Annotated in this window: 37 protein-coding genes; 29 read left to right on the forward strand and 8 right to left on the reverse strand. The window is 62.8% G+C overall.

Annotation, left to right across the window (positions count from 1 at the left end; all coding sequences use genetic code 11):
* Window positions 1-71: 71 nt before the first annotated feature.
* Complete coding sequence (locus J1M87_RS01100; RefSeq protein WP_206486847.1) at window positions 72-794, forward strand: Helicase associated domain protein; 723 nt, start codon at window positions 72-74, stop codon at window positions 792-794.
* Between the two features lie 527 nt (window positions 795-1,321).
* Window positions 1,322-2,344: a hypothetical protein gene (locus tag J1M87_RS01105; RefSeq protein WP_206486848.1), complete on the forward strand. Its 1,023-nt coding sequence runs from the start codon at window positions 1,322-1,324 to the stop codon at window positions 2,342-2,344.
* Between the two features lie 69 nt (window positions 2,345-2,413).
* Here the strand turns inward: J1M87_RS01105 and J1M87_RS01110 are convergent, their stop codons facing one another.
* A complete protein-coding gene (locus J1M87_RS01110; protein WP_241256221.1) occupies window positions 2,414-2,929 on the reverse strand; it encodes a hypothetical protein in 516 nt (171 codons plus the stop codon).
* Between the two features lie 224 nt (window positions 2,930-3,153).
* On the opposite strand from J1M87_RS01110, the gene J1M87_RS01115 reads away from it, so the two are divergent.
* The 4 genes from J1M87_RS01115 to J1M87_RS01130 all read left to right on the forward strand — a co-directional run bounded on the left by J1M87_RS01115 (window position 3,154) and on the right by J1M87_RS01130 (window position 6,212).
* Window positions 3,154-3,450: a hypothetical protein gene (locus tag J1M87_RS01115; protein ID WP_241256222.1), complete on the forward strand. Its 297-nt coding sequence runs from the start codon at window positions 3,154-3,156 to the stop codon at window positions 3,448-3,450.
* A gap of 282 nt (window positions 3,451-3,732) precedes the next feature.
* Complete coding sequence (locus J1M87_RS01120; RefSeq protein WP_206486849.1) at window positions 3,733-4,149, forward strand: hypothetical protein; 417 nt, start codon at window positions 3,733-3,735, stop codon at window positions 4,147-4,149.
* A complete protein-coding gene (locus J1M87_RS01125) occupies window positions 4,149-4,847 on the forward strand; it encodes a hypothetical protein (protein WP_206486850.1) in 699 nt (232 codons plus the stop codon). Before J1M87_RS01120 ends, J1M87_RS01125 begins: the two co-directional genes overlap by 1 nt.
* Window positions 4,848-4,976: 129 nt before the next feature.
* On the forward strand, window positions 4,977-6,212 hold the full coding sequence (locus J1M87_RS01130) for a hypothetical protein (RefSeq protein WP_206486851.1): 1,236 nt from the start codon (window positions 4,977-4,979) through the stop codon (window positions 6,210-6,212).
* 136 nt (window positions 6,213-6,348) lie between these two features.
* On the opposite strand, the gene J1M87_RS01135 is transcribed toward J1M87_RS01130, so the two are convergent.
* Together J1M87_RS01135 and J1M87_RS01140 are read right to left on the reverse strand one after the other, a co-directional pair.
* Window positions 6,349-6,498, reverse strand: a complete 150-nt coding sequence (locus J1M87_RS01135) for a hypothetical protein (RefSeq protein WP_206486852.1) — start codon at window positions 6,496-6,498, stop codon at window positions 6,349-6,351.
* Window positions 6,495-7,289, reverse strand: a complete 795-nt coding sequence (locus J1M87_RS01140) for a phosphoadenosine phosphosulfate reductase family protein (RefSeq protein ID WP_206486853.1) — start codon at window positions 7,287-7,289, stop codon at window positions 6,495-6,497. Before J1M87_RS01140 ends, J1M87_RS01135 begins: the two co-directional genes overlap by 4 nt.
* A 105-nt stretch (window positions 7,290-7,394) precedes the next feature.
* Between J1M87_RS01140 and J1M87_RS01145 the strand changes: the two genes are divergently transcribed.
* The 5 genes from J1M87_RS01145 to J1M87_RS01165 all read left to right on the forward strand — a co-directional run bounded on the left by J1M87_RS01145 (window position 7,395) and on the right by J1M87_RS01165 (window position 10,094).
* The gene (locus J1M87_RS01145) at window positions 7,395-7,625 is read left to right on the forward strand and encodes a hypothetical protein (protein WP_206486854.1); all 231 of its coding nucleotides are present in this window, start codon (window positions 7,395-7,397) and stop codon (window positions 7,623-7,625) included.
* A 338-nt stretch (window positions 7,626-7,963) separates the two neighbouring features.
* Complete coding sequence (locus J1M87_RS28435) at window positions 7,964-8,275, forward strand: hypothetical protein (protein ID WP_241256223.1); 312 nt, start codon at window positions 7,964-7,966, stop codon at window positions 8,273-8,275.
* Between the two features lie 191 nt (window positions 8,276-8,466).
* Window positions 8,467-8,871, forward strand: coding sequence for a hypothetical protein (locus tag J1M87_RS01155; protein ID WP_307830705.1), 405 nt, complete (start codon window positions 8,467-8,469; stop codon window positions 8,869-8,871).
* Entirely contained in the window at window positions 8,868-9,725 is an 858-nt protein-coding gene (locus J1M87_RS01160) for an RAMP superfamily CRISPR-associated protein (protein ID WP_206486856.1), read from the forward strand. The genes J1M87_RS01155 and J1M87_RS01160 overlap by 4 nt, the downstream gene beginning before the upstream one ends.
* A 21-nt stretch (window positions 9,726-9,746) precedes the next feature.
* Window positions 9,747-10,094 carry a GNAT family N-acetyltransferase gene (locus tag J1M87_RS01165; RefSeq protein WP_206486857.1) on the forward strand — a complete coding sequence of 116 codons (348 nt, stop codon included), beginning with the start codon at window positions 9,747-9,749 and terminating at the stop codon, window positions 10,092-10,094.
* Between the two features lie 11 nt (window positions 10,095-10,105).
* On the opposite strand, the gene J1M87_RS01170 is transcribed toward J1M87_RS01165, so the two are convergent.
* Window positions 10,106-10,399 carry a hypothetical protein gene (locus J1M87_RS01170; RefSeq protein WP_206486858.1) on the reverse strand — a complete coding sequence of 98 codons (294 nt, stop codon included), beginning with the start codon at window positions 10,397-10,399 and terminating at the stop codon, window positions 10,106-10,108.
* A 387-nt stretch (window positions 10,400-10,786) separates the two neighbouring features.
* Here J1M87_RS01170 and J1M87_RS01175 point away from each other — a divergent pair, with 387 nt between their 5' ends.
* From J1M87_RS01175 to J1M87_RS01225, 12 genes are all read left to right on the forward strand, one after another.
* Window positions 10,787-11,551: a hypothetical protein gene (locus J1M87_RS01175; protein ID WP_206486859.1), complete on the forward strand. Its 765-nt coding sequence runs from the start codon at window positions 10,787-10,789 to the stop codon at window positions 11,549-11,551.
* An 11-nt stretch (window positions 11,552-11,562) separates the two neighbouring features.
* Window positions 11,563-12,096: a GntR family transcriptional regulator gene (locus J1M87_RS01180; protein WP_206486860.1), complete on the forward strand. Its 534-nt coding sequence runs from the start codon at window positions 11,563-11,565 to the stop codon at window positions 12,094-12,096.
* Between the two features lie 333 nt (window positions 12,097-12,429).
* Entirely contained in the window at window positions 12,430-14,025 is a 1,596-nt protein-coding gene (locus J1M87_RS01185; protein WP_206486861.1) for a hypothetical protein, read from the forward strand.
* Window positions 14,026-14,261: 236 nt separating this feature from the next.
* Window positions 14,262-14,513 (forward strand): hypothetical protein, encoded by a 252-nt coding sequence (locus J1M87_RS01190; protein WP_206486862.1) that lies wholly within the window; start codon window positions 14,262-14,264, stop codon window positions 14,511-14,513.
* A gap of 113 nt (window positions 14,514-14,626) precedes the next feature.
* Window positions 14,627-14,968, forward strand: coding sequence for a hypothetical protein (locus J1M87_RS01195; protein WP_206486863.1), 342 nt, complete (start codon window positions 14,627-14,629; stop codon window positions 14,966-14,968).
* Window positions 14,969-15,180: 212 nt separating this feature from the next.
* Window positions 15,181-15,360 (forward strand): hypothetical protein, encoded by a 180-nt coding sequence (locus tag J1M87_RS01200; protein ID WP_206486864.1) that lies wholly within the window; start codon window positions 15,181-15,183, stop codon window positions 15,358-15,360.
* A gap of 78 nt (window positions 15,361-15,438) precedes the next feature.
* The gene (locus J1M87_RS28970; RefSeq protein ID WP_274610812.1) at window positions 15,439-15,567 is read left to right on the forward strand and encodes a hypothetical protein; all 129 of its coding nucleotides are present in this window, start codon (window positions 15,439-15,441) and stop codon (window positions 15,565-15,567) included.
* Between the two features lie 6 nt (window positions 15,568-15,573).
* Window positions 15,574-16,284: a hypothetical protein gene (locus J1M87_RS01205; protein ID WP_206486865.1), complete on the forward strand. Its 711-nt coding sequence runs from the start codon at window positions 15,574-15,576 to the stop codon at window positions 16,282-16,284.
* A gap of 189 nt (window positions 16,285-16,473) precedes the next feature.
* Entirely contained in the window at window positions 16,474-17,049 is a 576-nt protein-coding gene (locus J1M87_RS01210; RefSeq protein WP_206486866.1) for a hypothetical protein, read from the forward strand.
* Window positions 17,050-17,063: 14 nt separating this feature from the next.
* Window positions 17,064-17,324 carry a hypothetical protein gene (locus J1M87_RS01215; RefSeq protein ID WP_206486867.1) on the forward strand — a complete coding sequence of 87 codons (261 nt, stop codon included), beginning with the start codon at window positions 17,064-17,066 and terminating at the stop codon, window positions 17,322-17,324.
* A 90-nt stretch (window positions 17,325-17,414) separates the two neighbouring features.
* Window positions 17,415-17,765 (forward strand): hypothetical protein, encoded by a 351-nt coding sequence (locus tag J1M87_RS01220; RefSeq protein ID WP_206486868.1) that lies wholly within the window; start codon window positions 17,415-17,417, stop codon window positions 17,763-17,765.
* Window positions 17,762-18,184, forward strand: a complete 423-nt coding sequence (locus tag J1M87_RS01225; protein ID WP_206486869.1) for a helix-turn-helix domain-containing protein — start codon at window positions 17,762-17,764, stop codon at window positions 18,182-18,184. Before J1M87_RS01220 ends, J1M87_RS01225 begins: the two co-directional genes overlap by 4 nt.
* 79 nt (window positions 18,185-18,263) lie before the next feature.
* On the opposite strand, the gene J1M87_RS01230 is transcribed toward J1M87_RS01225, so the two are convergent.
* Both J1M87_RS01230 and J1M87_RS01235 read right to left on the reverse strand, forming a co-directional pair.
* A complete protein-coding gene (locus tag J1M87_RS01230; protein WP_206486870.1) occupies window positions 18,264-18,593 on the reverse strand; it encodes a hypothetical protein in 330 nt (109 codons plus the stop codon).
* A gap of 138 nt (window positions 18,594-18,731) precedes the next feature.
* The gene (locus J1M87_RS01235) at window positions 18,732-19,067 is read right to left on the reverse strand and encodes a hypothetical protein (protein WP_206486871.1); all 336 of its coding nucleotides are present in this window, start codon (window positions 19,065-19,067) and stop codon (window positions 18,732-18,734) included.
* A 294-nt stretch (window positions 19,068-19,361) separates the two neighbouring features.
* Between J1M87_RS01235 and J1M87_RS01240 the strand changes: the two genes are divergently transcribed.
* From J1M87_RS01240 to J1M87_RS01250, 3 genes are all read left to right on the forward strand, one after another.
* Window positions 19,362-19,655 carry a hypothetical protein gene (locus J1M87_RS01240; protein ID WP_206486872.1) on the forward strand — a complete coding sequence of 98 codons (294 nt, stop codon included), beginning with the start codon at window positions 19,362-19,364 and terminating at the stop codon, window positions 19,653-19,655.
* Between the two features lie 104 nt (window positions 19,656-19,759).
* Complete coding sequence (locus tag J1M87_RS01245) at window positions 19,760-19,963, forward strand: hypothetical protein (protein ID WP_206486873.1); 204 nt, start codon at window positions 19,760-19,762, stop codon at window positions 19,961-19,963.
* Between the two features lie 29 nt (window positions 19,964-19,992).
* Window positions 19,993-20,214 carry a hypothetical protein gene (locus tag J1M87_RS01250; RefSeq protein ID WP_206486875.1) on the forward strand — a complete coding sequence of 74 codons (222 nt, stop codon included), beginning with the start codon at window positions 19,993-19,995 and terminating at the stop codon, window positions 20,212-20,214.
* Window positions 20,215-20,375: 161 nt separating this feature from the next.
* On the opposite strand, the gene J1M87_RS01255 is transcribed toward J1M87_RS01250, so the two are convergent.
* Both J1M87_RS01255 and J1M87_RS01260 read right to left on the reverse strand, forming a co-directional pair.
* Window positions 20,376-20,639, reverse strand: coding sequence for a hypothetical protein (locus J1M87_RS01255; RefSeq protein WP_206486877.1), 264 nt, complete (start codon window positions 20,637-20,639; stop codon window positions 20,376-20,378).
* Between the two features lie 101 nt (window positions 20,640-20,740).
* Window positions 20,741-21,025 carry a hypothetical protein gene (locus J1M87_RS01260; protein ID WP_206486879.1) on the reverse strand — a complete coding sequence of 95 codons (285 nt, stop codon included), beginning with the start codon at window positions 21,023-21,025 and terminating at the stop codon, window positions 20,741-20,743.
* A 298-nt stretch (window positions 21,026-21,323) separates the two neighbouring features.
* On the opposite strand from J1M87_RS01260, the gene J1M87_RS01265 reads away from it, so the two are divergent.
* From J1M87_RS01265 to J1M87_RS01275, 3 genes are all read left to right on the forward strand, one after another.
* Window positions 21,324-22,430, forward strand: coding sequence for a hypothetical protein (locus tag J1M87_RS01265; RefSeq protein WP_206486881.1), 1,107 nt, complete (start codon window positions 21,324-21,326; stop codon window positions 22,428-22,430).
* A gap of 5 nt (window positions 22,431-22,435) precedes the next feature.
* Entirely contained in the window at window positions 22,436-23,221 is a 786-nt protein-coding gene (locus J1M87_RS01270; protein ID WP_206486883.1) for a metallophosphoesterase, read from the forward strand.
* A 420-nt stretch (window positions 23,222-23,641) separates the two neighbouring features.
* Window positions 23,642-24,694, forward strand: coding sequence for a DUF932 domain-containing protein (locus J1M87_RS01275; protein WP_097388522.1), 1,053 nt, complete (start codon window positions 23,642-23,644; stop codon window positions 24,692-24,694).
* Window positions 24,695-24,720 lie beyond the last annotated feature (26 nt).

A 24,720-nucleotide genomic window follows, 5' to 3' on the forward strand; every position in this document is an offset into this window, starting at 1 on the left:
GCAATGCCACTCGAATCCGCCGCCAACTCCGCAGCTGAACACGGCCACAGACGAATCGATAGGATGGATACATGTCCGAGCCAGATACCGGCAGTGAGCTCACACCCCCCGCATCGCTACTCGCTGCAGCCGTCTCGACCGCCGAATGGACTGCAGCACTGGCAATCCTGCGCGACTACACCACCCTGCAAGGAACAGCAGAACTGCAACCGCACACCATCTGGAGCGGCTTCGACCTCGGGGCCTGGGGCCGACGAGTGCGAGGAGTGCGTAACAAAGGCCTCCTCTCACACGCCCAAATCGCAGAACTCGAAGCACTGCCCGGTTGGACATGGAAATACAACCTCAAGACTCTCCCCTGGGACACCGGGATCGCCGCACTACGCGACTACGCCGCGCACTACGGACTCGCTGTCGTCCCACGCAAGACGATATGGAAGGGCCTCGAGCTGGACGAGTGGGTCGCGAGGGTCCGCAAAATCTACACGCAGGGCGAGCTCGCCACCGACCGTGCCGACGAGCTCGGCTCACTTCCCGGCTGGTTGTGGTTCGCGGACGACCGAAACCTCCTCACAACAGACGCCGTCGCCGCATACATCCGGAAATCACCTGTCGCGGTCGAACAATGGCGACGAGACGGCACCGGACCGGCCCACTACACACTCGGGGACACCGCCTACTACGACAGAACCGTCGTCGACCGTTGGCGCCGCGCACACCCACACCTCTTCACCGTCCGGCACCCACCCCAGGCGATCACCGACACCGGCACGGCAACAACACGGAGAGGATAGCCAGATGGGCGACTGGATGAGCACCGCAATCTCGACCCGCAGCCGGATGCAACCGCGACACTACGAATCGGGGATCCTCGGCAACTCCGAAGTCGGACCGTACGCCACAGTCCTCCCCGGGCAGACATGACCACCGCAGAACGTTCCACCCCGCCCTCTGGCCGTGTCCGGCGCCGCAACCCGGGGTCGCCCGCGACCACCGTGAGCCGAGATGCTCCGCGTTCACGGACGGAAAGCAGTCGGGGGTTCATCGACACCAAAGGCAGGCCTGAGCTGATCGTGAATCCAGCAATCAAGCTGGGCCGCGCCTTCTTCGTCCCTGTACACCCCGCAGCCTGACGGCGCGTTCAGCGCCGGACAGTAGTTGGTCGACGAGGTTTCGGCAGCCGGGGCGGGCCCCGCCGATCGAGCAGGCAATGCGCTGGGGGAGAGAATCGCCCGAAGCCATCGCAGTTCGGCGTGCTCTAATCTCCAATCACAGCCACAAAGCATCCGGCCCCTCGGATCGGCGACGTAGGAGAGGTCCCATGGACGATCGAGTGAAGTTGGATCCCTGGTTCGTCCACGATCGGCTGATCGTCGGCCTGCTGACCGACCTCGAGAAGGCCGCCGTGGAGCACTCCCTGGGGCCAGCCAACTCGTCCCTCGCCGCCGTCTACAAATCGACGGCGCTCAGTGACGCGGTAGCGAAGTATGTGGTGACTCGCAAGGTGCCGAGCGGAGCCCGAGAATACGTCGCCGGAACGCTCCACAAGGGGCAACTCGTGTGGTTCGACCAGAAGTTCCACTTCAAAGGTGTCGCCGCAGCACACGGCAAAGGTCTTACGAGAGGAGCGTTCCTGCACACGAAGCTCGACGTCGACGAAAGCGTACGAGTGCACGGCGAGTTCAATCCGCAACGGGTGACGTCCGGTTCGAGCCTCGTCCAACTCAAAGGGCACCAGCAGCAGTTCGTGTTCGCACATGTATCGGACATCGACGAAGGCGGAATCGAGATCCGGCCAATTCTGCTCGGCCACATGATCCGGCCTGACGGAATTTTCGACGAATACGTCTGCAATCGTGTGAGCGTCCACCCCTCCCAAATCGACCAATTCAAAGATGTGAAGTTCGCCGTGCCAGGAGCTTCGCCCAAAGACCTCGAACCACTTCGGACAGTGCCTGAAGAACAGGTCAAGCGTTGGTTCGCGGAAATTCTTCACGAGCCGGTAGTCCCCAAGGACTGGGGTGGGGAACAATTCGACCTGTGGACCGACAAGATGACGATCGACGGTGAGAATCAAGTTGCCGCGATTCAATTCAAAGGACCGGCAAAATTCTCCCGGATGACGATCAAGACTCTCGGGGCGAACGGCGACCAGATCGACCGCCTCGCTCAGACTGATGCAGACTTGCTTGTCGTTCAGCACTGCCACGAGATCACCGCACCCGTTTCCAACATGCTGCGCGCTGTCGTATCGCAACCAGGCCGACAGCGCCGGTACATGATCATTGACGGCTACAAGACGCTCGCCATCCTGCGTCACTACGGGTACCTCACAAAGCGCTAACTCGACTGTCGAAGAAGCAAGGTGGTCTCGATGTGCGTTGCGCGGGTGGAGGTTCCGTGAAGATCCAGGCTATCGACCTTCGAGGTTCCCGGCGGCGAGGACTACATTGCGCTCCCGCAGTTGAATGGGCGTGCGGAGATAGTCGAGCCAAAAGTAGCGGCCGGTGTCGAGTGGATCGAACAGGGCAGGCAGAAATCGATCCTGATCCCGGCACCAGTCCAGAATGAGCGGATCGGAAACCCGGTCTACACCGGTCATCTCGGCGACCCCGGCGAGGACGGCATCCCATGCCGGGCGTCCAGTCCGTGGGGGTTCGAGATGGAAGGCGTCGATGTCATTCGGTGTGGTGAGTTCATCTGCGGCCATGCGGCATTGACGTAGGACGCGCACCATGAACGGCCAGTCGTCGTCCGCGGCGACGATCGTCGCGAACCTCGCGTACGTGGTCAGGTGGCCGGTCAGCAGCTCGGAGGTGCTGTCCAGGCGTGCGAGGACGCCCGCGCGAATTTGCTCCCGGCGAAAGTCTCGGTCCCCCAACGCGGGATGGCCGGTAATCCAGGCAATCTCTTGTGCGCTCAGGGGCATCGCCAACGCATCCCTTCTGTGATCGTGCGGGTGCTGCACTCGACACTACTGACGAGCATCGTTGTTTGCGGCGATTCTCGGTCGGCATCACGCTGCCCATCCCGGGTGTGAGAGCGGTCCGCCCATGAGATCGCCGAACACTGAATACTGAGACGCAGATCCTGCCACGCAGACCACGGCAGGGGAATGTTCAGCGATGCAGAGTGTTTCGCTGTCGAACGGAGATGAGGGCAAAGACAATGGGACTCGACGGCTTCTGGGAGAACAGCGACGCTGCACTCGACAAGTGCGCGAAGGCGAAGACCGTGACGGAAATCGTGGACGCCCTCAATGAGCACTTCGACAAGTCCGCCGGTGATGCATTCTTCGGCGGATCCGGCGGTGACCGGCAGATGCTCGAGGTGATGTACGAAGCTGCGGGATGGACGGTGTACGACGTGGAGGCGGAGTATCACTTCAAGGCGCGCGACAGTAATGGCGACTCGTTCGAGTACTGCGAGGGAGACGTCTCGCAGCTCTGAGTGACCATGCGGTTGCGCTCACGTCGCGTAACCGGCTTCGTCATGTAGCGAGAAGGGTTCGTCCGCCCCGATCCGGGTGCGGACGAACCTTTCTGCATGTTCGGCTCGTGTTCGCGTCGATTCTGGTGCGGATCAGCGGTAACGGTGGCTCGGCCCGCTCTTGCTAGCGGTGCGGGCCGTTGCCGGAGGGTGGAGTGGTCCCGTTTGGGGTGTTGGCCTCGACGGAACGAGATCCGCACGTGGGGGGTGCGCACGTGGGGGGTGCGGTGTATGGTCGTTCTCATGACACCTCCTGAACCGGACTGGGGCGCGGTCCTTTCCGGGCACAGATCCCCAAAGAAGATTCCCCAGCTTGCCGCGATCTTCGAGGCGCACGGCATCGCCCCCGATGCGGTGGCCTCCGCGCTCGCCGCCCCCGAAGCGTTTGTGGCGGCAGCGGCCAGCAGGCCGGACTGGGTCGACGCTTACGGCGGACCGGTTGCCGCCGCACTGATCGCCGCGGAAATTCTCGAACAAGCAGCGGCGCTGCAGATCACGGTCTCGAATATTCGATCGCATCTCGTCGCTCAGCTCGTCGACGAATCGTCCGTCGTCGAAACCGCCCGGCAGCTCGGGTACAGCCACCAACACACTTCCCGTCTCCGTAAGAGTGGCGCGCTCGTACCTGCCCTCACTGCCCTGGTCCGGAAAGGACTCTGATGTCTACGCACACACATGAACCCGCTATCCATCCGGTGCAGATGCCCGGAACCCCTCGCCGCCGGTACCTGCTTGGATCCGCGATCAGTATTGCCGGACTCCTCCTGCTTCCCGTGAGCGCCGGATACCTCCTCCGGATGGAGCAAGGCGTCAGCGTGCCCTTCCTCCTTCTGCTGGTCACTTGCGTGGTGGGTTCCCAGGTCGCAGCGACGCAGATTGTGGAATCCGCATACTGGCACGTTCCGACAAAAGACCTCGATCGGCTACCTCGGTGGCCCAGTGTGATCAAACGCTCGGTCGTGACCGCCCTGATCGCACTGGTCGCGGCGGTGTCCATGGCATATGGCGACGGACTGATGCATTTGACGTGGGTGCTCACAGCTGCCGGGATCTTGGGGATTGCGTGGACGTTGACGCTGGGTTCGCTGTTGGATCGATTCTTCGGTGGCCGAAAGGAATTGGAACGGCGGGACGCGACGTGGATGGTCGGGGAAATGGTCTCCGCTGCGGTCATCGCCTCGGTGGTGTGGCTGCAGTTCGATGGCGGTCTTGTCGAGAGCGCCGTGGAGGGTGGTCGTGGGAGTGAAGCCGTCGAGGTGCTCATCGGCTTCGGGTTGGCTGTCGGTATCGCAGTTGTGGGGTTCCCCCTGGTTGCGCTGCGGTGGTGGAGGATTCTGTCGGCTCGTTCGAAAGTCTGAGATCGGGTAGGCCCAAAGTTATCCACGACATAAGCGCGGGGCGCGCGAAGTATGGTGTGCGCATGCCCCATTGATCCGGCCCGACGTACAGCTTCAATACACGGCCACACCGATATCAAGGGGAACGACATGAACGACAGCACTGGCACCGAATCCGACGACCGCGAAGCGCTGTCCATCGAAGTGATCCGTGAGCGCCTCGTTCTCGCGCAGGCGATCCCGTACGAGTTGGCGACATCATCGGAATTGGACGAATCACGTCTGCGGGAACTGTCGCCGTCCACAGTGCGCCGACTCGAACGCCGGACCAAAGCCGGATTGGCGAACCCTCTGCATGGACGTGGCAACAGGCACTTCACCGGATTCCGAAAGTGGCAAGCCACCGTTGAAGAGTCGGAACGTGCGTGGAGCATCTGGGACGGCTGGGACGAGGCCAACATCGTGCAGTGGCACCACGCGCACATGGACGTGGCCCGGGCACACCTCCGCGACATGGCGTCGTCGCCGCTCAACTTGCTCACGCCGATACCGTTCGACAGTGACAATCCGCGCGAACCGGCCCCTTCCTCTGCCCGCACTTTCCTGAGCCGCTTCGATGCGCGGAATCTCGCGTACCGATCGGCGCCGTTGACCGTTGCAGCGGTCACGGTCAGTGGTTGGTTGGCGCTCTACAACTACATCGCCGGACTCGGAGTATTTCTGTGCTTCCTCGCACTCGTCGCGGCAGCCGAGGTGTCGCGTCATCGTTCACTGGAACTGACGGCCAACGACTGGTACATGCTGGAGGAGGCGAGCGTTCGAAAGTCGGGGCCGATGCCGGGAACCCGGGAGTACGGACTCGCCCACGTGGCGGTCGAACTGATCCTGTTGATCACCAAAAGCCCGGTCTGGCAATCGGAAACACTTGATGGGCAGCGGACCCAGCTGAATCCCTATGTGGAAGCTGCCCAGATCATCGAGCATGCCGCCCGGATCAGTGAACTGCGTGGCAAGGTCGGGGAGCGATCCGACGGTGACAGTGACTCCGCGATCCGCGCGCAGCAGCAATTCGACACCAACGGCCGCATTCTCGACGCGGTCGAGGAAACACTGGTGGCCCGAGTCGCCGCGCTGTACCGGTACGCGATCGAATTACGCACTCTCGACCGCGAATACGTCGTCCTGGCCGAGCTGCAGAAGAGTCTCGAGTTGGCGCCAGATCTGGAAGTGTTGGCTCGCCAGACCGGCGCCGACGTTGTCGCCGCGATGAACATCAACGCGCTGACCGGGGACATCGAAGGCGTCCAGAACACCATCGAAGCGCAGATCAGCGTCCTCAGCGGTGATCTGAATGCGTTGAAGATGTATGCCGCCAAGCCGGAGTAACCTTCTTCGAATCGAGCTGCCGAGCTTGCTGCGCTGTATGAGAACGACGCAGCTAATTCACACTCGCAAATAGTGTGTCACGCAGTCGGGACCGCGCAAGAAAAGGTAACGCTGACAATGGCATTGGACGAACTGGTCATTCGAACCGGCCGATGCCATCGCGTCGTTGCAGTCGATCGTCCACCAGCGAGATCGAGGAGCTGCGCTCGCGCCAGTGGTTCCCGCCGGAGATCCGGACGAGCTGATGCCGCACGATGCGTTCGTTCGCGATCTGCCACCCGATCACGTCATCTGGCGGATCCTGGGGAGCGCATCGGCGAGCTGCTCGAACAAGGTCGGCCACCCGCGCCGTAGCCACGTCAAGCGGCCACGATCGAGGTGGCTGCCATCGAGGATGTGCGAAACCCGGCGCTGGACTTCCGGGACGCCGAGATCGGCGAGTTTGCCGTAGAGCGGGTTGACAGGCAGATCGTGCCGACGGATGTAACTCCACACGTCGGCCGTCGACCAGTTCCAGATCGGCCCGTAGGCGACGGTCCCGTCTGCGCGTGAGATGACGCCGTCCACTGTCTGAGCTCGGGCGTACAGCACGCGCCGTCCCGCGGACTCGTCAGCTCGCACGCCCCACAGCTCACCAGGGCCGAGAAGCTGATGAGCCTTGCGGGATGGAGCGCCGATCAGCACGTCGTGCAGGTCCGGCAGCGGCCCTGCGGGGGAGTCGTGATCCCAGGAGCCACTGTCGACGAGCGCGTCGAGAAGTGGTGGATCGGCCGCGATGCGATGCAAGTCAAGGTTCCACTGCTCGGCGACGGTGCGAATGTAGTCGAGTGTTTCCGGGTACTCGAGCCCGCTGTCGAAGAACACCACGGGAATGTCGCGGTCGGCGCGCAATGCGAGGTGGAGGACGGCGAGGGAGTCCTTTCCCCCGGAAAATGCGATGTACCCGTCGTGGCGGTTGAAATGAGCGCCGATGCGGTCGACGAGGTGATCGAGGGCCGCGCGATCGGTGCGCCGAGTGCTGGGACGCAGCGCGAGTAGACGATCAACATTCAGGCCCGGATCCGGTGTGGTGGTCACCGACTCGACGATAGTGCAGACGTGACACCGGTGGTCGTTCGTTGAGTAGTATTGGCGCGGAATGCAATTCCGCGCGCAGGTGCGGAAGATGAGAAGGGGAGAAGCATGGCGGAACTCAACGAGATCTCGGTCCTCGAAATCGAAGACGGTGACCGCGTCCATGAACGTAACGCCGATTGGCCGCAGCCGTTCAGCGACGGCGACGTCTACATCTACACCGCTGAAGGTGTCGACCGGCTCAACGAGGACACCGTCCAGGTGCGGATCACCGGCGGCGACATCCCCTCGGCGATCACCTACGGCGCCACCGACACCGTCAAGATCGAACCCCGCTGACCATGGTCAGCGGCGACGTCGTCTCGAGCGCTCACCTCGCAGCGTTCGGGGCGGCGTCAGCCCCCGGCGTCACTGGAGGGCCGGGGTGCGGGCGGTGCGGCTCCGTCGGCGCCGTCATGACCCCGGTCAGACAGGTGGTCTCGAAACAGTTCACTGCCTACTCCCGTTGGCTCGACCCAGGTGCGGACACCCTCTGCGAGACATGCGTGTGGCTGTACCGGAACAGGTCCCTCCGTTCGGACATCCACCTAGTCCGGCAATCCGGGCCGACCCTGGACGTACTGACTGAACGGCAACTGGCGCAGCTACTTTCCGTACCACTGGCGCACGATACTGCGGTGATCGTTCCCTCGCGCATGGGGCGCAAGCACATCTTCGCGGACGCCCAATGGGGACACATCGCTGTCGACGACGCACAAATCCCGTGGACCGCCCGCGACGTCGGCACGCTCGCTGCAGTGATGCGACTGCGACAAGCTGGATTCAGTGAACGCCATCTCCTCGATCCGGCACCCGATTACACCGTTCTGCGGAGACTTCCGAGCACACAGTGGCAGATCGTTCTCGAGGATTGGCAGACCATCGACGGATGGCGAACGGCTCCGCCGTGGTGGACCGTCGCGTTACGCAGTGCCACCACCAGTTCGTGACTACACCTGGCGCTTAACTGCAGGTCGCCGAACAGTCGCCCGCCGCGATGCGAGGTGCACTACTGGCCGCTCAGCAGGCCGCACCCAAGCGTGCACGGACTTCGATAAAGTCGACCGAGACCGAAAAGCGTTGCAGCAGCGTGACGAAATAACCCGAAGGGCTGATCATAGAAGTGGTTGCGAAAGCAAGCGTGACTGAACAATGGTTGGCCGCAGCGCCCCACCTTCCGCCCCTGACGGATCCGGCGGCAGTGGTCGCTGAGCGGCTTCTGCTCCTGCTGCACTACGGGATGGACTGGACTGCCTCGAACTGGGTCGCCGCCCGGCGTGCAGACTATTGGGACCACCTACTGCCCGCTCACGTTCGGCTCGGAACATACAGCAGCGGAACGAACCTGCACCACTGGTGGAGCACTGTGTCCGGCAAACTCGGGTCGACACCACGAACCGACGGGGAGCGTCTCGAGGTGGCGCAGCTGCTCACCTCCGAACCCAAAGACGTCATCCAAACGCTGCGGGACCAAACGATGGCGCTGACATTGCGAACGCGGATCGTTGCGGACGCCGTCCGCACACACAAAGGAGCAGGACTGTGACCGTCTCTGTCCGATGGGATCTGGACATCACTGCCACCTCCCCGATCGCCCACCGCGGCGACATGCTCGGAACCACAGCCTTGATGCGGCGAATGAAGATCGTCCAACCCGACGGCCGCACCGAACTGGTGCCGGTGATCTCGGGTAACTCCCTACGCGGTGTGCTTCGCCGCATCGGGGAGGAAATGCTCCGCGACGTTCTCGGTTACGAGGGATTGCTGCCGTTGCCGGTGGCGCACCTGCTGCGCAACGGCGGGTCGATCGTGAAGTCGACGACAGATCCCCTGACAGGAAGGCGGCTGAACGAATTCCGCGCACTGGTACCGCAAGTGAGCGTGTTCGGTGGCGCGATCGGATCCGCCCCGATCGGGGGCTGCCTGCGAGTGGGCCACGTGATGCCGATCATCACCGAAGCGGTACCAGCGCTCCGGTACGAATACGAAGGTCCGCTCCCGAGTCGACTCGATGTCGAATCGCACGGATCGTACAGTCACACCGACGATGTCACGACCGGGCGCGATCACGGCACCGGCGACAGCAGTGGGTCCCCGCTGATGCGTTTCGACGTCGAAGCCCTCGCTCCGGGCACACGATTCGAGTCCTGGGTGCACCTCGACCGAGGAAGCGAACTCGACCACGCGTTCGCTGCCGACGTCCTCAGCGAGTTCACGCGCCGCGGCTGGCTGGGCGGGCGCACAGCATCAGGGCACGGGCAGATCCGCACCGTCGTCGACCCGGATCCAGCAGATGGCGTGGAGCTGGACTGGAAGGCCGTCGTCGCAGCCCGCCGCGACGAAGCGATCGAAGCCCTGCAATCACTGTCGCTGACACGCGCATCGACCACCGGCAGCTGAACCCGACGAGAAAGAACGAACATGGCCGCACCCATCGACACAGAATCGATCATCGGCGAACTCGAATCGGACTACCCGGGAACAAAAGTAGGGATCCGCATCGACCCGATCGGTGATCTGGTGATCGACAAGATCATCGTCCCTGCCGGTCAGCAGTCGTCAGGCACGGGTACCGCGATCATGGAAGTGCTTCTCGGCATCGCGGACGCGAACCACCTCCGGGTGACATTGACGCCGTCCGGGGACTACGGCGGATCAGTGACACGACTCCGCGCGTTCTACAAACGATTCGGGTTCGTCGAGAACTCCGGACGCAACAAGGACTTCGAGACGAAGCAGACGATGCTGCGCGACCCGATCAGCAACTGAACCAAGCCCGCTCAACCACTGACATCCAAGTGGGCGATCGCAATCCGATCCTCTTCGGCGTCGGCCAGCACCACCGTGTGATCCTCTCCGGCATGGAGAAACGGCCGCGTCGGCACTGGAAGGCTTCGGCGATCAAGGGCACGACCCAAAACGGCTGCCGCCCAACCCTCGCCGCGGCGGTCGAGCACTTCCACACAGCGGTGCAGCACTCGCGGATCCACAAAACCGCCCTGCAAGCCGCTGGCGACCTTGCCGTCGCTACGAAGCTCCACCAAACGCTGTTCCGGAATTGAAGTCGTGGCCATAGGTCCTCCTCGTGACCGCCCTCACTGTGGCGCGCAACCGAATGCGGCCGTCAGGCGAAAAACTCACGATAGCAGCGTAATTCGAGATCCGTTCAGGCTTCATGAGCCGCGACCACAACCGGTGCGCAGCGCATCGATCGCTGCAGGAGTGTTCGCCGCTCGCCCCGTCTCGGCACGGACGTCAGATGCGGTTGCACTCGAATCCGAATGTTTGTACTTTATGTATGCGGCTAGTCGCGTTGGCCGCTCCCCGTTCGAATTCGACGCCGTGCCAGCCGAATTCCATCGAGGGCAAGGGTCCAAGACTCACGCGAGACCCCCGTGTGTTCCAGCGCACCGGGTCGGCACGGGGCCAGGTGCTCGGTAACCCACGAGGAGACAACTCTCATGCGCCACAACAAAGCTGCCAAAGTCGCTGCCCGCGAACGCGCCCGTACCACCGGTAAGTACACCAGCGCTCGACGCGAAGTGGTGCAACAGCACGCGACGTTCGACGCAGATATATGCGTTCCGCATTCCGAAATTGCCGGAATCGTCACCGACTTGTCCGGCCGCAACGAAGGTGCTGATGCCATCAACATCGGACGGTACGGCGGACACGGCGTGGTGGTCTCGGCCGGTGAATCCAACGCGGGTGGCCTCAGTATCGCCCTGATGAGAACGCTCGCAGACAAATACAGCCCCCAACGGTTGAACCTGATGACGTGGGGCTTCGACGACGTCCAACTCCGAACCGCCAGACTGGGCGATCACCTTGTCAACGCCGAATCCGATTCACTCAGCTCATGGCTCGCGGCAGCACTCCTCGAGATGGACATCCGCCTAACCCGACTCGAGAGGGCGCAAGTTCCGTCCGTCACGGACTACCGCAGCGCAGTGTCGGCGAGCGAAGCTGCGAAGATCCCTGACATCGTGATCGTTGTCCGCCTCGAACTCGGCACCGGCGCAACTCCGTCCCGCGAAGAACTGCGACCACTCTCCAAGCTGCTGCATTGCGGACGCAGCCTCGGCATGTTCGTCGTGATCGACCCAGTCACGGGGGACCTCTCCGCTGACGCCACCGCCACCACTCTCGACGCACTGGACGCGGATAAGGTGCCCATGCGACACCTGTGCGGTTGGACGCTGCAGAGCCCGAACGGCCCCCGGTGACACCGGGTGAGGTGACCCGGATCATCAGTGAACGCATCGCGGCCGGGGAGTACTCGATCGGGGAGAAGCTACCGACACTCGAGGAACTGCAAGATGCGTTCTTCGCCGGGAAATCGACCGCAGTCGCCCGAGTCGCGTACACCCCACTGATCGACTGTGGCATGGTCCAGGTACGCCAAGGTCGCTACGGCGGACATTTCGTCGTCTCGACGCAGCCGATACCGAAGTCACCCAACGAATTCGCAGGGATCAGCGGACAACTTGCGCGGCTTGTCAGCGCGCTCGCCCAGGTTACCGACCGAACCTTCTACGGCGTCGAATTCCAGGACACCGTCAGCGGTGAGAGATTCGGACGGAGCTTCCACGCCACGCTCATCGGCGCATGCGAATTCTCTTCCACGATGTTGATGGCACTCGGCGAAAAACAGGGATACGCCGACAAAGCAGCGTCCGCCGCCACATTCGATCTACCCGCACCCGATGACAGCGACGGCAAGTACACCGTCCAGATCTACGAACAGCAGCTGTTCAGCGAGTGTTCCTGACCGAACGCTGACAACACCTCTGAAGAGGGGAGTGCGATCGGCGCAGGGCGAGCGGACATCGCGACGATGGGTCCACTCGCGATGTTCTGTCAGTGGCGCCCGTCCTCGAATCCGCAACCCACCCAACTGCGGTTGCGACACCACGTGAGAGTTTGTACCTTGATGGTGCGGCTGATCGCGTTAGCCGTTCCCCGTTCGAATTCGACACCGTGCCAGACGAATTCCACCGAGGGCAAGGGCCTCCGGCTCACGCGAACGCTCCACCCCCGTGTGTTCCAGCGCACCGGGTCGGCACGGGGCCAGGTGCTCGAAAACTCACGAGGAGAACTCAACATGACGCGTACGAACAATGCCGCCAAAAATGCTGCCCGCGAACACCAACGGAAGGCTGGCGGCAACTACACGACCGCGTTGCGGCACGTGAAGCGCGTGCCTGCACACGACGGAGACCGGAACCTGATGGTCCCCTTCGCTGCTGTGGACGGATGGTTCAAGCAAATCCATTCGGATATGCACCGGCAGTGCATCGCGATCGATTCCCCCGCCGGTGGTGTCGTACTCTCTGACGGCGAAGCGCGCGAAGGCGGCCTCAGTATCAGCCTGCTGGCTGCGCTCGCTGACCGCTACAGTCCGCAACGTGTGAACTTCATGACGTGGGGTTTCGATGACGAACGGCTCCGCAAGGCTGGCCTCGCCGACTACCTGGTGGATTCCTCGCACGGTTCACTCACCGAGTTTCTTGCTGCGGCTGTCGACGAAGACAGGGCCCGCAGCAACAAGTTCGATGAGTCGGGTGTGGGCACCCTTGCGGACTATCGTGAAAAGGGAGGAATTCACGGTCCGGCCATGGCGAACTTGGTCATCGTGGTGAAAGTACATCTCGATCACGAATCTCGCCCGACCGGCAATGATGGCAATGCACTGGAAAGGCTGAAGAACAGCAACTTTAGTGGGCTGACTGTGATCGTGGACCTGATCACGGATGGGAAATCGGCGAGTGGGGCACTGAGCGCAGCAAAGATCAGCCTGGGTATTGACCATTCTTACGGATGGGTTCTGCAGGCGAAACTCGATGGGGCGAAAAATCGTTGGAGCCCGCGGCCAGGCGAGGGCCGCAACCGAGATCAGTTCCTGGCGCACGCAGACAGTGAACTGAACCGCCTCATAGGTCTGGATGAACCGAAAAAGCAGGTGCAGTTGCTCCGTCAGCAAGTGCTCCTGGAGTTCGAATACCGGAAACGTGGTATGCCCCTGGCGAAGCGACCCAGACACTTGCTCTTGGAGGGTCCTGTCGGATCTGGTAAGTCAACGATGGCGAGGGTCGTTGCAGACCTGTATACCGGACTTGGGGTACTGCGAACTGGGCTGTTCGAAACGCTGTCGTGCGAGCCCTCGAAACTCGGTTTCCTTACTGATCGCCCCAGAGGGGGCGTGCAGTTCATGGACACATCCAGATGGGCTTCGAGGAGCGTGATCGACGCGATAGACGCGATCGTGTCGAGGGAAGTGGACGATGTGATGTTCATAGTGGCTGGTGATAGCGCGGTACTCGAAATGGCGATTGACGCGGTCGACGGGGCCAGTCGTGATTTCCCGACCACCATCACGTTCCAGCCGTTCCAGCCGTCGGAGATCGCGGAACTCGCCACTGAAGTGGCCGGAGAGACTGGACAGAAGCTCACGGCTGACGCTGGACGAGCTATCGAAGACCACCTCGGGATGGTTTACCGCGGGAATCCGAATCTTGCGGCGAAAGCACTCACGGGAAATGCACGGCTTGCGCGCGCGATCGTGGAAGGCGCGGAAACACACCGCGGTCTGCGGCTGCCCACAGACTTCACCGATCTCACTGACGACGAGCTGCGAACGCTCACTGAGGTAGACGTGACTCTGGCGCTGCGGAAAATCTTCCGCGATTCTCGAAACTGACCGCGCCAGGTTAGGCGGGGAGTAGTTAAGGGGGCGGGACATCTGTGGAAGATGCCCCGCCCCCTTACGGTTCGGTGGGTTGCGGGTGCTGTTCCCCGAGTTGTGATGGGCAGTCGGAGTGAGGTGACCACAGATGCCGAGATGCCTCTATGCTGCTGGTAACAAACAAAATTCGGACGGTCATGCGACGCGCGCAGGTGCGCACATCCGGCGGTCCAGGTGAGGATGTGCATCGTATGGCCATGGATCTCAGGCTCGACGGCGACACTTGGCAAGGGACGTACGCGACGGTCGTGCTTGCCGCGTGTGTAGATCTACTCGCCGACGGGGAGCCGATCCCGGGCGTGACGTTCTTCGTCGACGGGTTTCCGACCGTGGACAATGTCTCGGTCATCGCAGTACGTGATGACGTGATCGTTGCACGCACAGCGAGAGGTGACGAGGTGATCGTCAACTCCGCTGACGTCACGAGGATTCTGATTCCCTGACCGACGGCTTGCTTGGTTCCTGTGAGTGGGTGGACTGCCGGGTTGCCGGTGACAATGACGAAACACAAGGCTTGCCAACACCTTAACTGAAATGAAGAAATGAGACCGATCCGGTGATTCCCGACATTCCTTTCAATCCGTCCCATGCGACGCCAGACAGCACATCCAGCAGAGCGGACGCCTTCACCGTCCGGGATGGGGTCCAGTGGCTCGGAATCGGTTGGGACACCTACGTGGTAGCGGAGAAACTTGCCGCTGGTGTCCATGGTGGGCCGCTGAGCGCCGCCATTCTCGACGCCCGCGCAGCCCAGAGCAGCGCCACAAGCCATGCGCGTCCGGGAATCGTCCCCGGGGTAACCACCGCCGAAGATGTCTTGTCCAAGTACGGAATCGACCCGAAAGATCCTGCCGCCGCAGTGCGGGAGTTTCTCGGGGACCGCTCGAGAACGTGGTGACTGCGTGACTTCGATGTGATCGATGAGCATGCCCGCCGGTGTGCAAGCGAGGCGAACACACGGTGGCGGAAGTGTGAAATTGTCTGTGTAGGAACCAGGTAGCCGTAATGGCTGCTGTGGCCGTAACATTCGGCCACTCAACGGGGTCGGGGTCGTTCCCGCCCCCCGAACAGCACTGTCGCGTTGCGACACAACAGGAGCAGGAGATGGCCATGGCCGAACCGACTAACACCAACCGCTGGGATATCGAACTGAAGAACTCGTACGGCGAGTTCTGGAAGCTCTCGACGATTCTCGCCCCGAACGCTGAGGCAGCTCAAGCTGATGCGCTCGCCCGCTGGGGGCATCTCAACGGCGGCGGCTGGACCATCTGCTCGTGCAACGCTGCGTGAGCGAGGACTGAGGGCGGGAACAACAGCGACGTTCGCCGCATCCAACACGTCAGTGCATTGACGATCAGGGGATGAGAGATGTCCAAGGAACGCAGTGAGACCGGTATGGGGAGCGAGGGCATGTCGGACGCAAAGTTCGCCACCATGATCGAACGGGCCGTGGACCCGTCCACGCCGCCGGTGGACCCGTCCATCGTCCCCGAGTAGGCAGCGATGAGCGTGCCGTTCACCGTGCGGGCACGGCTGTCTGCTGGGTATGCACATGCGACACCGTGGGGGATCAGTTTGGACGGCCTGCTGGCGTCCGAGGTGTGGGAGTCGCGGAAAGCGACGGCCCGCGCCACGAACACCGAGTGGTCTGCATACGACGTGCGAGGCGTTCCCGAGGACATCGACTTGCCGTTGGAGCGGTGCGGCGGCGACGGAAACTGGCATTGGGCGGCGACGTTCGCGTACCCCGAAGGCGCCGTGCCAGGTCCTCACGTACAGATGTGGACCGGCCGTCCAGACCAGCAGGCATTGGCGCAGCTCACCGACAACCTTCCTGCGCACGTCGATCCACGGAAAGGCCGATTCCGGTCGTGGGTGATGCCACTGCCGATGACCGTGGCTCCTACCCTCGTGTGGCGCGGTCTCGGAGATCCAGGCGCAGTGGGGGAGATGTTGTCGTCGGTGGTCTCGATCGGAAAGAAACGTGCCTCCGGCCACGGGCTGGTGCTGGATTGGTCGATCGAGCCGGATGCGGATGCTGATCGGTGGGAGTTCGGCCACCTGCACCCGGACGGCACTCTCGGACGCACTGTCCCGGCGGCATGTCTGGGCGGTCGTGAGTCCATTGTTCACGGCGGTGTCGGGCGCATGGGAATGCGCCCGCCCTACATGCATCCGGGGATGCGGGCGGACGTTGTACTTCCCGCTATGTGAGCGGCTACGCGGAGAGGCGGAAAGGGTCGGTCAGGATGGCGCTGGCCGACCTTTCGTACTTGTCCGCTACATCGCTTGACGGTTTTTTGTCGGGCGAACTGCAGGGCTGGAAAGTGTGAAAGGCTAAGTAGCAGTCGGGATTACCACACTTTGCTGCCGACCCGAAAGAGGCTGAGAATGACAATCACCGTGACTGAATCTCACACCTTCGGGCAGCGCACGGTCCGGGTGGTCGAACTTCCTGCGCTCTCCGCCACTGCGATAGCGGACATGCTGGACGCCTCGCCGTACCGAAGCCTGTGGGAAGGCGTCGAATCGGACTCTCTGGCCACTGCGATTGCCGACGCGCTCATCCGGTGGGGGCACATCAGCACACGCTGGGGCGCATACGAAGTCGTCGACATCAACCCGTACCCGGGGAAGCTGTCCAGCATGACCGGCCAGCCGGATGACAGCGACCGCGCGCAGCTGCCGCGCCCCACCGCCGGTCGTGTCACCTTGACCGAGTCCATCCACTTCGCCGACCGTCTAGTCCGGGTCATCGAACTGCCGTCACTGACCGACGTTGCCGTCGCTGCCATGCTGTACGACTCCCCACACCGATCTATCCGCGGCAAGATCGGAACTTGCGGCCTCGTCAAACGCCTCGTCGACAACCTCGCCGATCACGGCCGCGCCGAAATGGAATGGGGCGACTACCAACTGGTCACCATCGAACCTGCACACGAACACCACCTCGGTGCTGCACGCTCCTTCGTCAACTGAAAGGCAGAACCACTGTGAAAAAGGTCTACGCACGCATCATCACCTCCGGATCCGTCGGTGGACTCAACTGGTGGCCGACCAGCGAGGACCGAACTGCGGTCGTTCCCGCCGATCCCCAGGACTGGGCAGATCTCGATGTCACCCTTCCTTCCCGATTCAACCCCATCACCGACGCAGGAGCCGTCACCGACTTCCTCGACGACGATGACCAGTTGGGGCCGATGGAAGCAGCAGCCGCCGCCGGAGACACGACGATCGACTTCGGGAATCGTTGATAACGAACAGAATCGACGCTCCCGCCGGGCGCAGTCACTGGTCGAGGATGCATTACCGTTGGACAACAACAGACAGATAGCGAGACAAACATGAGCACAGACACCACGCCCTACCCGGATCCGCGCCTGAGCGTGGCGTACACAGACATCGAAGTCGGTGATGTCATCCGCTACGAACTCAAAGACAGTCGTGGCCGCGAAGTCGACGACCAGGACTACCTCGTCACCGCCATCGACACCGAAGGCCTGAACTTCGGCGCGCGTCGGCTGCACGTCAGTGCAATCAAACGCCCCGCGGACAGCGCGAGCAGCCGCACCATCGGAGACGTCGAAGTTCGCCTCGACACCACCCGGATCGTTGACAGCACCGACACCCTGCTGCGGGCCGACAAGCGGCACGTCGGCAAGCTCGTCGCCTACATCGGGCGCGACAGCCAATGAGATGGCCCACCAGCGCGCGGCGGGCAGAGAAGATCGCCCGTCAAGCCGAGGAGTTCGCATGGGCGCGCAGCCAATGGGAAGCGGGCGGTGTTGTGCCGTACTACCTCACCAGCGCCATGGACAGGAAAGGCCTGTCCGGGCCTAGCGTCGACATTGCATGCGGCGCAGCTGAACCTGCAGTGAACGAGTGGGAAGCGGGCACGAGGTACCCGACATGGGAGCAGTTGCTCAAAGCTGCGACGCTGTGCGAAGTCTCCCCGGCTGCGCTGGTGCGACGCCCCACAGATCCGGAGATGGCAGCGCGGTTCCCCACACCGCCGACGGTCTACCTCGGCCGGTGCGCGTCGCATCAGCGTCCGTGCATCATGGAGTTCACCGAAGATGCTGTCGCGGCTGCCGTGGGCGCTGAGCGCCGATAGGCCCCGCCCTGGCAATGCAAAGCGGCGCCCGCCCATCCGTGGAGGATAGGGCGGGCGCCGCTGGTTTACTCGGGCGCAGTCAGCGCGAGTAGATCGCGGTGTACCAGCTCGTGCACTGCTCGGGGTAGATATTCGCGCGGTCGAGGCGGAGTCGCAGCTCCTCCATCAGCGCGTAGTCGCCGTAGTCAGGATTGAAAGCCGCCGCGTGATCTCCGCCGTCGTGAGTGATGATCAGCTGCGAACCGAGACCGTACTCCTCTTCACGGTCCCGCCATTGCTGCGGCGTGTAGAACTGCCCGCCGCCGCCGTGATCGGTGAGGCCCTTCTCCACGAGCAGCGCCCGAATGACCTCTGCAGCTTCCTTGCCTTCTTTGGACAGTCCTGCCGGTATCGGCCAATTGTCTGCCATCTCAATTCCTCCGTGCGAGTCGTGGTGTGTGTCGATGAGCGTAGTGCGAGAGCCGAAGCGGTTGTCGGAGTTGGTCAGTGAGGTGTGCGTCGAGAACGCGCGGGCGCCGGAACGAGCGCTGCTCCGGCGGCCCATCGTTCATTCGCTCTGCGACTCGAGTGGTCGGATTCCGGTGTACCAACTCGCGTAGTGCTCGGGCACCAAACCGATCGTGCTCAGACGGTGTCGCAGTTCGGCCATCAGCGAATGCTGTTCGTACGCTTCATTGAAGGCAGCGGAGTGCGCTCCGCCGTCGTGGGTGATGATCAACAGCGACTTGCGGCCCCAACGCTGGTTCCACTCCGCCGGTAGGTGAAATCGGTCGCTGTCCCCGTGCTCGGTGATTCCCTTGTCGACGAAGAACTGGTAGATCAGTTCCGCGGCAAGACGTCCTCGCGGATCGAGACCTTCAGGTATAGGCCAATCGTTCGCCATGTGCGCCCCTCCTGGTGTGGTCGTGTCCATGTCAGCGTATCGCGCAATCCGGACCTGTTGGCGCCCCAGCAATTCGGGTGACACGCAGTGAACCTCCCGTTCCCGTCGGGTGAACCACGGACCGCGCCGATGTGGAAGTCTATGGACGACAACACGTTGCGCGACGCAATCAACCGTGCAAGTAGGGGAGACCCGGGCTGGATCCGTCAGGCCCGCCGGTTCCCGCAGGACGGCCGACCACCCGCTGCTTGCCCGGACGTGCGCGAACCCCTTCACCTGAAAGGACATACACCGATGGAACAACCACAATCGAAAAGCCCGCTCACCCGAGCAGCGGACGGAACCTACGACCTGAGTACACCCGAACCCCGCGCGGTCGTGACAGTGAAGTTCCGGGGCAAGGTGCCCGGCGGAGGCGATTCGACCTACGAGCGCACCGAACGCCTCCGTGCAGCGAACCAACCCAGCAGCGTGCTCGTCCCGATGCTCGAAGCGATGGGCGTGCACGTCGAGGAGATCCTCGAAGTGACGTTGGTCTGCGAGGCCTGCCATTACCCGGCAGACGGACTCGTCCACACAGGCTGCTGACGATGAGCGAAACAGTGAGCGATGTTCACCCCGAAGGATTCATTCCCCGGTCGGCGGACGGCACCTACAACCTGAACACCAACTACCCGTAGGCAGAAGTGCGAGTGCGGTTCGTAGCATCGAATCCCACCCCGATCAGCAATAAGTACAGCGGAACCGAATATCTGCGCGCAGCGAACCTGTCCAGCAACACGCTGATTCCGATGCTCGAAGACCTCGGTCACTTCGCCGTCCAGATCGTCGACGTCGTCCTCGTCTGCCAGTCCTGCCAGTTCCCGATCGACGGCATGACGCACCCCGCCTGCTGAATCGAAACCGAGAAAGAAGACAGAGCCCCATGCCTGAACCATCACCTGTCCGGCGCAGTTCGGACTACACCGTCGAGGAAAAGCAAGCGCTGGTCGGCCCCGGCCTGACCGTCAACGGCCACCCAGCCGTCGTGAGCGGATACCAGCACGAATTCGCCACCGTCACCCGCAAGGACGACGGAATGTCCGCCGAATTTGCCTGGGGCACAATCGAACGAGCCCGATCCGCCGGAGCCGACCTCACCACCTGAACACGCCGGAAGCGGTACCCTCATTCGCGGCGCGGGAGGCTGCGTGCGTGGCCGAGTGAAGATTCCGGCTGATCGGTCCCGCACCCGGGTAGAGAGACGAAAGGCGCTGAACCGCAAACGGTGTCAGCGCCTTTGGTCTTCGGCTGATGGATTGTGGAAGTTCAGCGCTCGCGGATAATGGTGCGTCCCGCGAGATCGTCGATGGAAACGCGGAAATGCTGCTCGCCGTCGGGAAACTCGTCGTCGAGGTGAGCGACGGTGACCGGGACATCTACGGACAGGACGGCAGTGCCGTAGCCGTCGGCCTCACCGCCGGACTGAGCGCTCGAGAAGTACACCTCCTGGGTGTTCTCCTTGCTCACCCACGATTGTGAGGCGATGATCGCGTCGGCCGCGGACTCCGTAGTGCGGTGGAAGAGCTTCATGTGTGGTCCTTCGAGTGTGTAGACAGGCGTTGTCCATTATCGCGATGGTATGTCGCAGTCGGCGTGGTGGGACTGGGGTGCGATAGTTTTCCGGCTAGGGATCACGGGTTGATGTCGAGCGACCATTCGTCGTCCGTCCCGTTGTCGGAGTAGCGGGTCAGTGTCCCGCCCAGGATCTCTGCAGTTTCCGGGATGCCTTCGGTTCCATCGGGGTACTCCCCGAACCGTGGGTGGTCGCGTCGTAGATCGCCGAGTGTGGAACCGAATGCCGCCTGAACCGCGGCGACCAACTCTGCCTCATCCGCATAGGGGCCGATGTTTCCGACCGCTTGGCGAAACCCTTCGTGATCGATGCCGAGGTCCGCTTCGTACTTCCAATTTCCCACTATAGGAGCCCTTTCCGAGGTCACGAGACGTGTTGTTTCGACCGTAGCGGAACTCGGAGATTTCCGGTCGGGGCGAGAGCGGGGATTTTCGGGTGATCGCGTTTGGCCGGATGGTGATTTCACCAACTCTTGGGGTCGCCGCTGCGACCTCTTGGACACTAGCTGGATCTAAAGTGCCGGGCGGAGAGCGAAGCCCGACAACGAGATACACGTTGCGCGATATGATTGGCGTTCAGTCGCTTGATCTTTGACGAAACCTGGGGGCGCATAGATGAACAGCCGATGGACAACGCGCGCAGTGACCGCAGCGATCACAGTCACCCTTCTCGGGGCGACAAGCGCGTGCTCGACGCCCGGCAGCGCTGCACCCGAATCGGCGCCCGCTGCGACGCGTCCCGCGGTGCCGGGCGCACCGGCGATCACCTTGCCCTCGTTCTGGGATGGCCGGAGCGGCGGAGTATTCGAATTCTCCTCGAGCAAAACGGTGTACACCCCCGAAGCCGTCCTGACCATCGGGTCCGCGAAGACGCCGGTCCTGTGGAGTTGGGACGGACAGTCGACCGCGCTCGCACCGGCCAGCACCGGCGACAGTGCGATCGAGGACTCCTACATCTTCGACCGCGACGGACAATGGCTTCTGGCGACGCTCTGGCGCGGCACCGTACCTGCGGTCGGCGACACCCCGGCAGGTTCGAAGGTGACGCTCAACATCTCGACGTGGAACAGCAAGGGCGAGACTCTCTTCCAAGGCCCAGTGGACAAGATCGATGTCAGCCTCGATCAGAGCGCACCCTGGTCGGCCTCGGGTGGGATGCTCGTGCGCGGCGCGGGTCTCGCCGAGAAGTCGTTCGGTGATCCGCGGGACGTGCAGATCAGCCCGCTCACCGGGCAGGTCAGCCGCGGGCCGGAACGCGACCAAGGCGACAGCGATGCTCCGTTCTCCGCCGACAACGGGCGCTCAGGAACGAACCCGAACCTGATGATCGAGCACGCAGGCGCCGCAGCGCCGTGGCGGATCACGAACACCACGACCGGCGCTGTCACCGACCTCCCCACTATGGACCCCTGCGAGCCCACTTCCACTCCGACAACGCTCGTATCGTCCTTCGACGGGCGCTATCTCGCGTTCGGGCGCAACGTGATCGACAGCAAGGACGGCACTGCTGCATGCCTCGACGGCGGTGGATCCGCGAACTTGACCGCCATCACCTCCGGCGGCGTCGGGTACGGAACCGATACCCGTAACGGGAAGAATGCGACCGTCTCGTACGACTTCGCCCGCGCTGAGACGACACAGCCCAACGAGCAGGCCATCGCCCCTGTCTTCGTCGGCCCCGATGACGTCGCTGTCGTCGCCGGATCCGCGACGAACGGTGCGTTCAGTGTGTACCGGACCGCCGAGTGAGCGCGATGAGCAGCAATGTCGTTGCTTTCGCCGGGGACTGGCATCTGTCGGGGAACTGGGCCAGGCACCGTATCGCCGAGGTCGGTGCCCGCGGGGTGCGGACCCTCTTCCACGTCGGTGACTTCGAGATCAGAGCAGGCCTGCCCGGCGAACGGTTTCGTGCGGTCGTCGACGAGGCCTGCCGTGAGCACGACGTCACGATCTATGTCACGCCCGGCAACCGTGAAGACTGGCCGATGATTCTGGGTGCCTCAGTGGACGAACGCGACGACTTCGGCCCGCTGGCGTGGTTCGGTGACCGGATCGCCGTTTTGCCCCGCGGGCACCGCTTCACCCATGGTGGCCGCAGCTTCGTCTCGCTCGGAGGTGCGCCGTCGATCAACTTCGAAACGTGCGTTCGAGGTGTGGACTGGTTTCCGGAGGAAATGATTACCCGGGACGATGTCGCCGCTGTCGTTGCGGGCGGACCGGCAGAGGTGATGATCGCGCACGACGCTCCGGATGCCCCGTGGCAGACCGGGCAAGTCGAGGGGATCTGCACGCACAACCCGGGCGGGTGGTCGGCGATGGCGTTGGCGTACGCGGCGATCGGTCGGCGCCGCATCACCGAAGCATTCTTGGCTGTCGCGCCGGAACTGTTCGTCCATGGGCACTACCACGTCGACGACTCCCGGATTGTGGAGCTGCCCAGCGGCGACGAATGCCGGATGGTGTCGTTGGACTGTGACGGTACGGATGGGAGTCTGGCGTTCGTCGACCTGGACACTCTCGGACCGGCCGCAGGGTCGTAGCCCGGTCCGCTTGGTGTGAGGGGCGCGGCGTTGCGGGGTCAGTGACGCCGCAAAGTAGGGCGTGAGGGGCGTTGAGTTGCGATGCAGCTCAACGCCCCTTCGTCGTTTCTGGGGGAGTGTCGGACCGGAGGCCGTGCTCGCGGCTCTTCGCCGGTGCCGTGGGCGGGCCGATTCGGGAAGAAACAGGGGTCGATCGACCCCTACCCACCCAGGCCCCGGACCTGGATGGGTAGGTGGCTGTGGGGGCTTGACTTCCAGCCTCCCCGATGGGCCAAAACGTGCGAAAGAGATTGGAATGCAGCGCATTTCGGTACTTGTTTTGTGTCGGTGGGTGTGTCTAGAGTTCGTGGTGTCCCAGTTGATTGCGGGCACTGCCGACTGACCTCCGGCGGTCCCGCCCAGTTGTAAAGGATCTTCGCGATGTCTGTTGAAACTTTGACGTGGCTGAACACGAACACTCTGATCGGTATGACGGATGAGCGAGGCGAGTCGTGGCATTACCGAGCCGAGGAACAAGGGGAGCGTTCCAATCACTATCCGGGGGCGATTCCGGTGGGGGATGTGGCGGATCGTCTGTTCCACTGGGACGCGATCAAGATTCCGGTGTTGGCGGAATTTCCAGCTGATGTGGACACGATGACACGTCTGGACGACCTCGGCTATCCCGTTGAGGTGAAGCGCCTTCCGGCATTGGTGGCTGTGGCGCGCAGCGACAATCGGCATGTCTTCAAAGTGTTCTCCGACGGGTACGAGCCGCATCAGTATCGGGAATGGCTGTTGGGTGCGGTGTCGAACGTGCTCGGGGACACCCTGGTGGTCACGTCGGCGGGACTGCTGCGCAAGGGCGGGCAGGCCTGGGTCGAGGTGTCGGTGCCGGAGACGATGCACGATTCGCGCACGGGGTTCGCCTACCGGCCCAACGTGTTGGCGGCGACCTCGCTTGACGGCAGTCTTGCCACGACCTACGGGCGGACAGTGACGGCGACCGTGTGCGACAACACGATGTCGGCGGCGCTGGCGGAGTCGATCGACCAACGTGTGAAGTTCCGGCACAGCCGCAACTCGACCTTGCAGAGCGCAAAGGTGCGGGAAGCGTTGAATCTGCTGGAAGTGACGTCGGACGAGTTCACCGAGACGTTGCACCGACTGTCGGCGATGACGGTCACCGATCGGCAGTGGTTCGCCTTCCTCGACGCGTGGCATCCGTTGCCGGTGGAGGAAGGTCGCTCGCGTACGACGTCGATGCGCATCCGTGACGAGTTGGTCGACATGTACCGCAGCGATGTGCGCGCGAACACCTGGCGTGGAACTGGTCTGGGTGTCGTGCAGGCCGTCAACACCTGGGCGCACCACAAGCAGGCAGTCAAGGGCGCTACGCGATCCGAACGCAACCAAGAGGGCGCGATCTCAGGCCGCTTCGAGAAGTTGGATTCGTCGGTGCTGACGACCCTGAATCGGGTTCTCGCAGCGTGACGACACCTCGGGCCGGGCGGTGTGCG

Source organism: Rhodococcus sp. KRD162 (genome assembly GCF_017168335.1).
Lineage (GTDB): Bacteria > Actinomycetota > Actinomycetes > Mycobacteriales > Mycobacteriaceae > Rhodococcoides.

What these genes read in the sequence shown, in the direction of transcription:
- J1M87_RS01170 (WP_206486858.1), bottom strand. Translation starts at nt 10,399, where the DNA reads ATGGCCACGACTTCAATTCCGGAACAGCGTTTGGTGGAGCTTCGTAGC.
- J1M87_RS01120 (WP_206486849.1), top strand. Translation starts at nt 3,733, where the DNA reads ATGACACCTCCTGAACCGGACTGGGGCGCGGTCCTTTCCGGGCACAGA.
- J1M87_RS01190 (WP_206486862.1), top strand. Translation starts at nt 14,262, where the DNA reads ATGGCCATGGATCTCAGGCTCGACGGCGACACTTGGCAAGGGACGTAC.
- J1M87_RS01270 (WP_206486883.1), top strand. Translation starts at nt 22,436, where the DNA reads ATGAGCAGCAATGTCGTTGCTTTCGCCGGGGACTGGCATCTGTCGGGG.
- J1M87_RS01235 (WP_206486871.1), bottom strand. Translation starts at nt 19,067, where the DNA reads ATGGCGAACGATTGGCCTATACCTGAAGGTCTCGATCCGCGAGGACGT.
- J1M87_RS01225 (WP_206486869.1), top strand. Translation starts at nt 17,762, where the DNA reads ATGAGATGGCCCACCAGCGCGCGGCGGGCAGAGAAGATCGCCCGTCAA.
- J1M87_RS01130 (WP_206486851.1), top strand. Translation starts at nt 4,977, where the DNA reads ATGAACGACAGCACTGGCACCGAATCCGACGACCGCGAAGCGCTGTCC.
- J1M87_RS01230 (WP_206486870.1), bottom strand. Translation starts at nt 18,593, where the DNA reads ATGGCAGACAATTGGCCGATACCGGCAGGACTGTCCAAAGAAGGCAAG.
- J1M87_RS01115 (WP_241256222.1), top strand. Translation starts at nt 3,154, where the DNA reads ATGAGGGCAAAGACAATGGGACTCGACGGCTTCTGGGAGAACAGCGAC.
- J1M87_RS01255 (WP_206486877.1), bottom strand. Translation starts at nt 20,639, where the DNA reads ATGAAGCTCTTCCACCGCACTACGGAGTCCGCGGCCGACGCGATCATC.
- J1M87_RS01185 (WP_206486861.1), top strand. Translation starts at nt 12,430, where the DNA reads ATGACGCGTACGAACAATGCCGCCAAAAATGCTGCCCGCGAACACCAA.
- J1M87_RS28970 (WP_274610812.1), top strand. Translation starts at nt 15,439, where the DNA reads ATGTCCAAGGAACGCAGTGAGACCGGTATGGGGAGCGAGGGCATGTCG.
- J1M87_RS01100 (WP_206486847.1), top strand. Translation starts at nt 72, where the DNA reads ATGTCCGAGCCAGATACCGGCAGTGAGCTCACACCCCCCGCATCGCTA.
- J1M87_RS01125 (WP_206486850.1), top strand. Translation starts at nt 4,149, where the DNA reads ATGTCTACGCACACACATGAACCCGCTATCCATCCGGTGCAGATGCCC.
- J1M87_RS01175 (WP_206486859.1), top strand. Translation starts at nt 10,787, where the DNA reads ATGCGCCACAACAAAGCTGCCAAAGTCGCTGCCCGCGAACGCGCCCGT.
- J1M87_RS01275 (WP_097388522.1), top strand. Translation starts at nt 23,642, where the DNA reads ATGTCTGTTGAAACTTTGACGTGGCTGAACACGAACACTCTGATCGGT.
- J1M87_RS01200 (WP_206486864.1), top strand. Translation starts at nt 15,181, where the DNA reads ATGGCCGAACCGACTAACACCAACCGCTGGGATATCGAACTGAAGAAC.
- J1M87_RS01145 (WP_206486854.1), top strand. Translation starts at nt 7,395, where the DNA reads ATGGCGGAACTCAACGAGATCTCGGTCCTCGAAATCGAAGACGGTGAC.
- J1M87_RS01220 (WP_206486868.1), top strand. Translation starts at nt 17,415, where the DNA reads ATGAGCACAGACACCACGCCCTACCCGGATCCGCGCCTGAGCGTGGCG.
- J1M87_RS01250 (WP_206486875.1), top strand. Translation starts at nt 19,993, where the DNA reads ATGCCTGAACCATCACCTGTCCGGCGCAGTTCGGACTACACCGTCGAG.
- J1M87_RS01205 (WP_206486865.1), top strand. Translation starts at nt 15,574, where the DNA reads ATGAGCGTGCCGTTCACCGTGCGGGCACGGCTGTCTGCTGGGTATGCA.
- J1M87_RS01110 (WP_241256221.1), bottom strand. Translation starts at nt 2,929, where the DNA reads ATGCCCCTGAGCGCACAAGAGATTGCCTGGATTACCGGCCATCCCGCG.
- J1M87_RS01105 (WP_206486848.1), top strand. Translation starts at nt 1,322, where the DNA reads ATGGACGATCGAGTGAAGTTGGATCCCTGGTTCGTCCACGATCGGCTG.
- J1M87_RS01165 (WP_206486857.1), top strand. Translation starts at nt 9,747, where the DNA reads ATGGCCGCACCCATCGACACAGAATCGATCATCGGCGAACTCGAATCG.
- J1M87_RS01240 (WP_206486872.1), top strand. Translation starts at nt 19,362, where the DNA reads ATGGAACAACCACAATCGAAAAGCCCGCTCACCCGAGCAGCGGACGGA.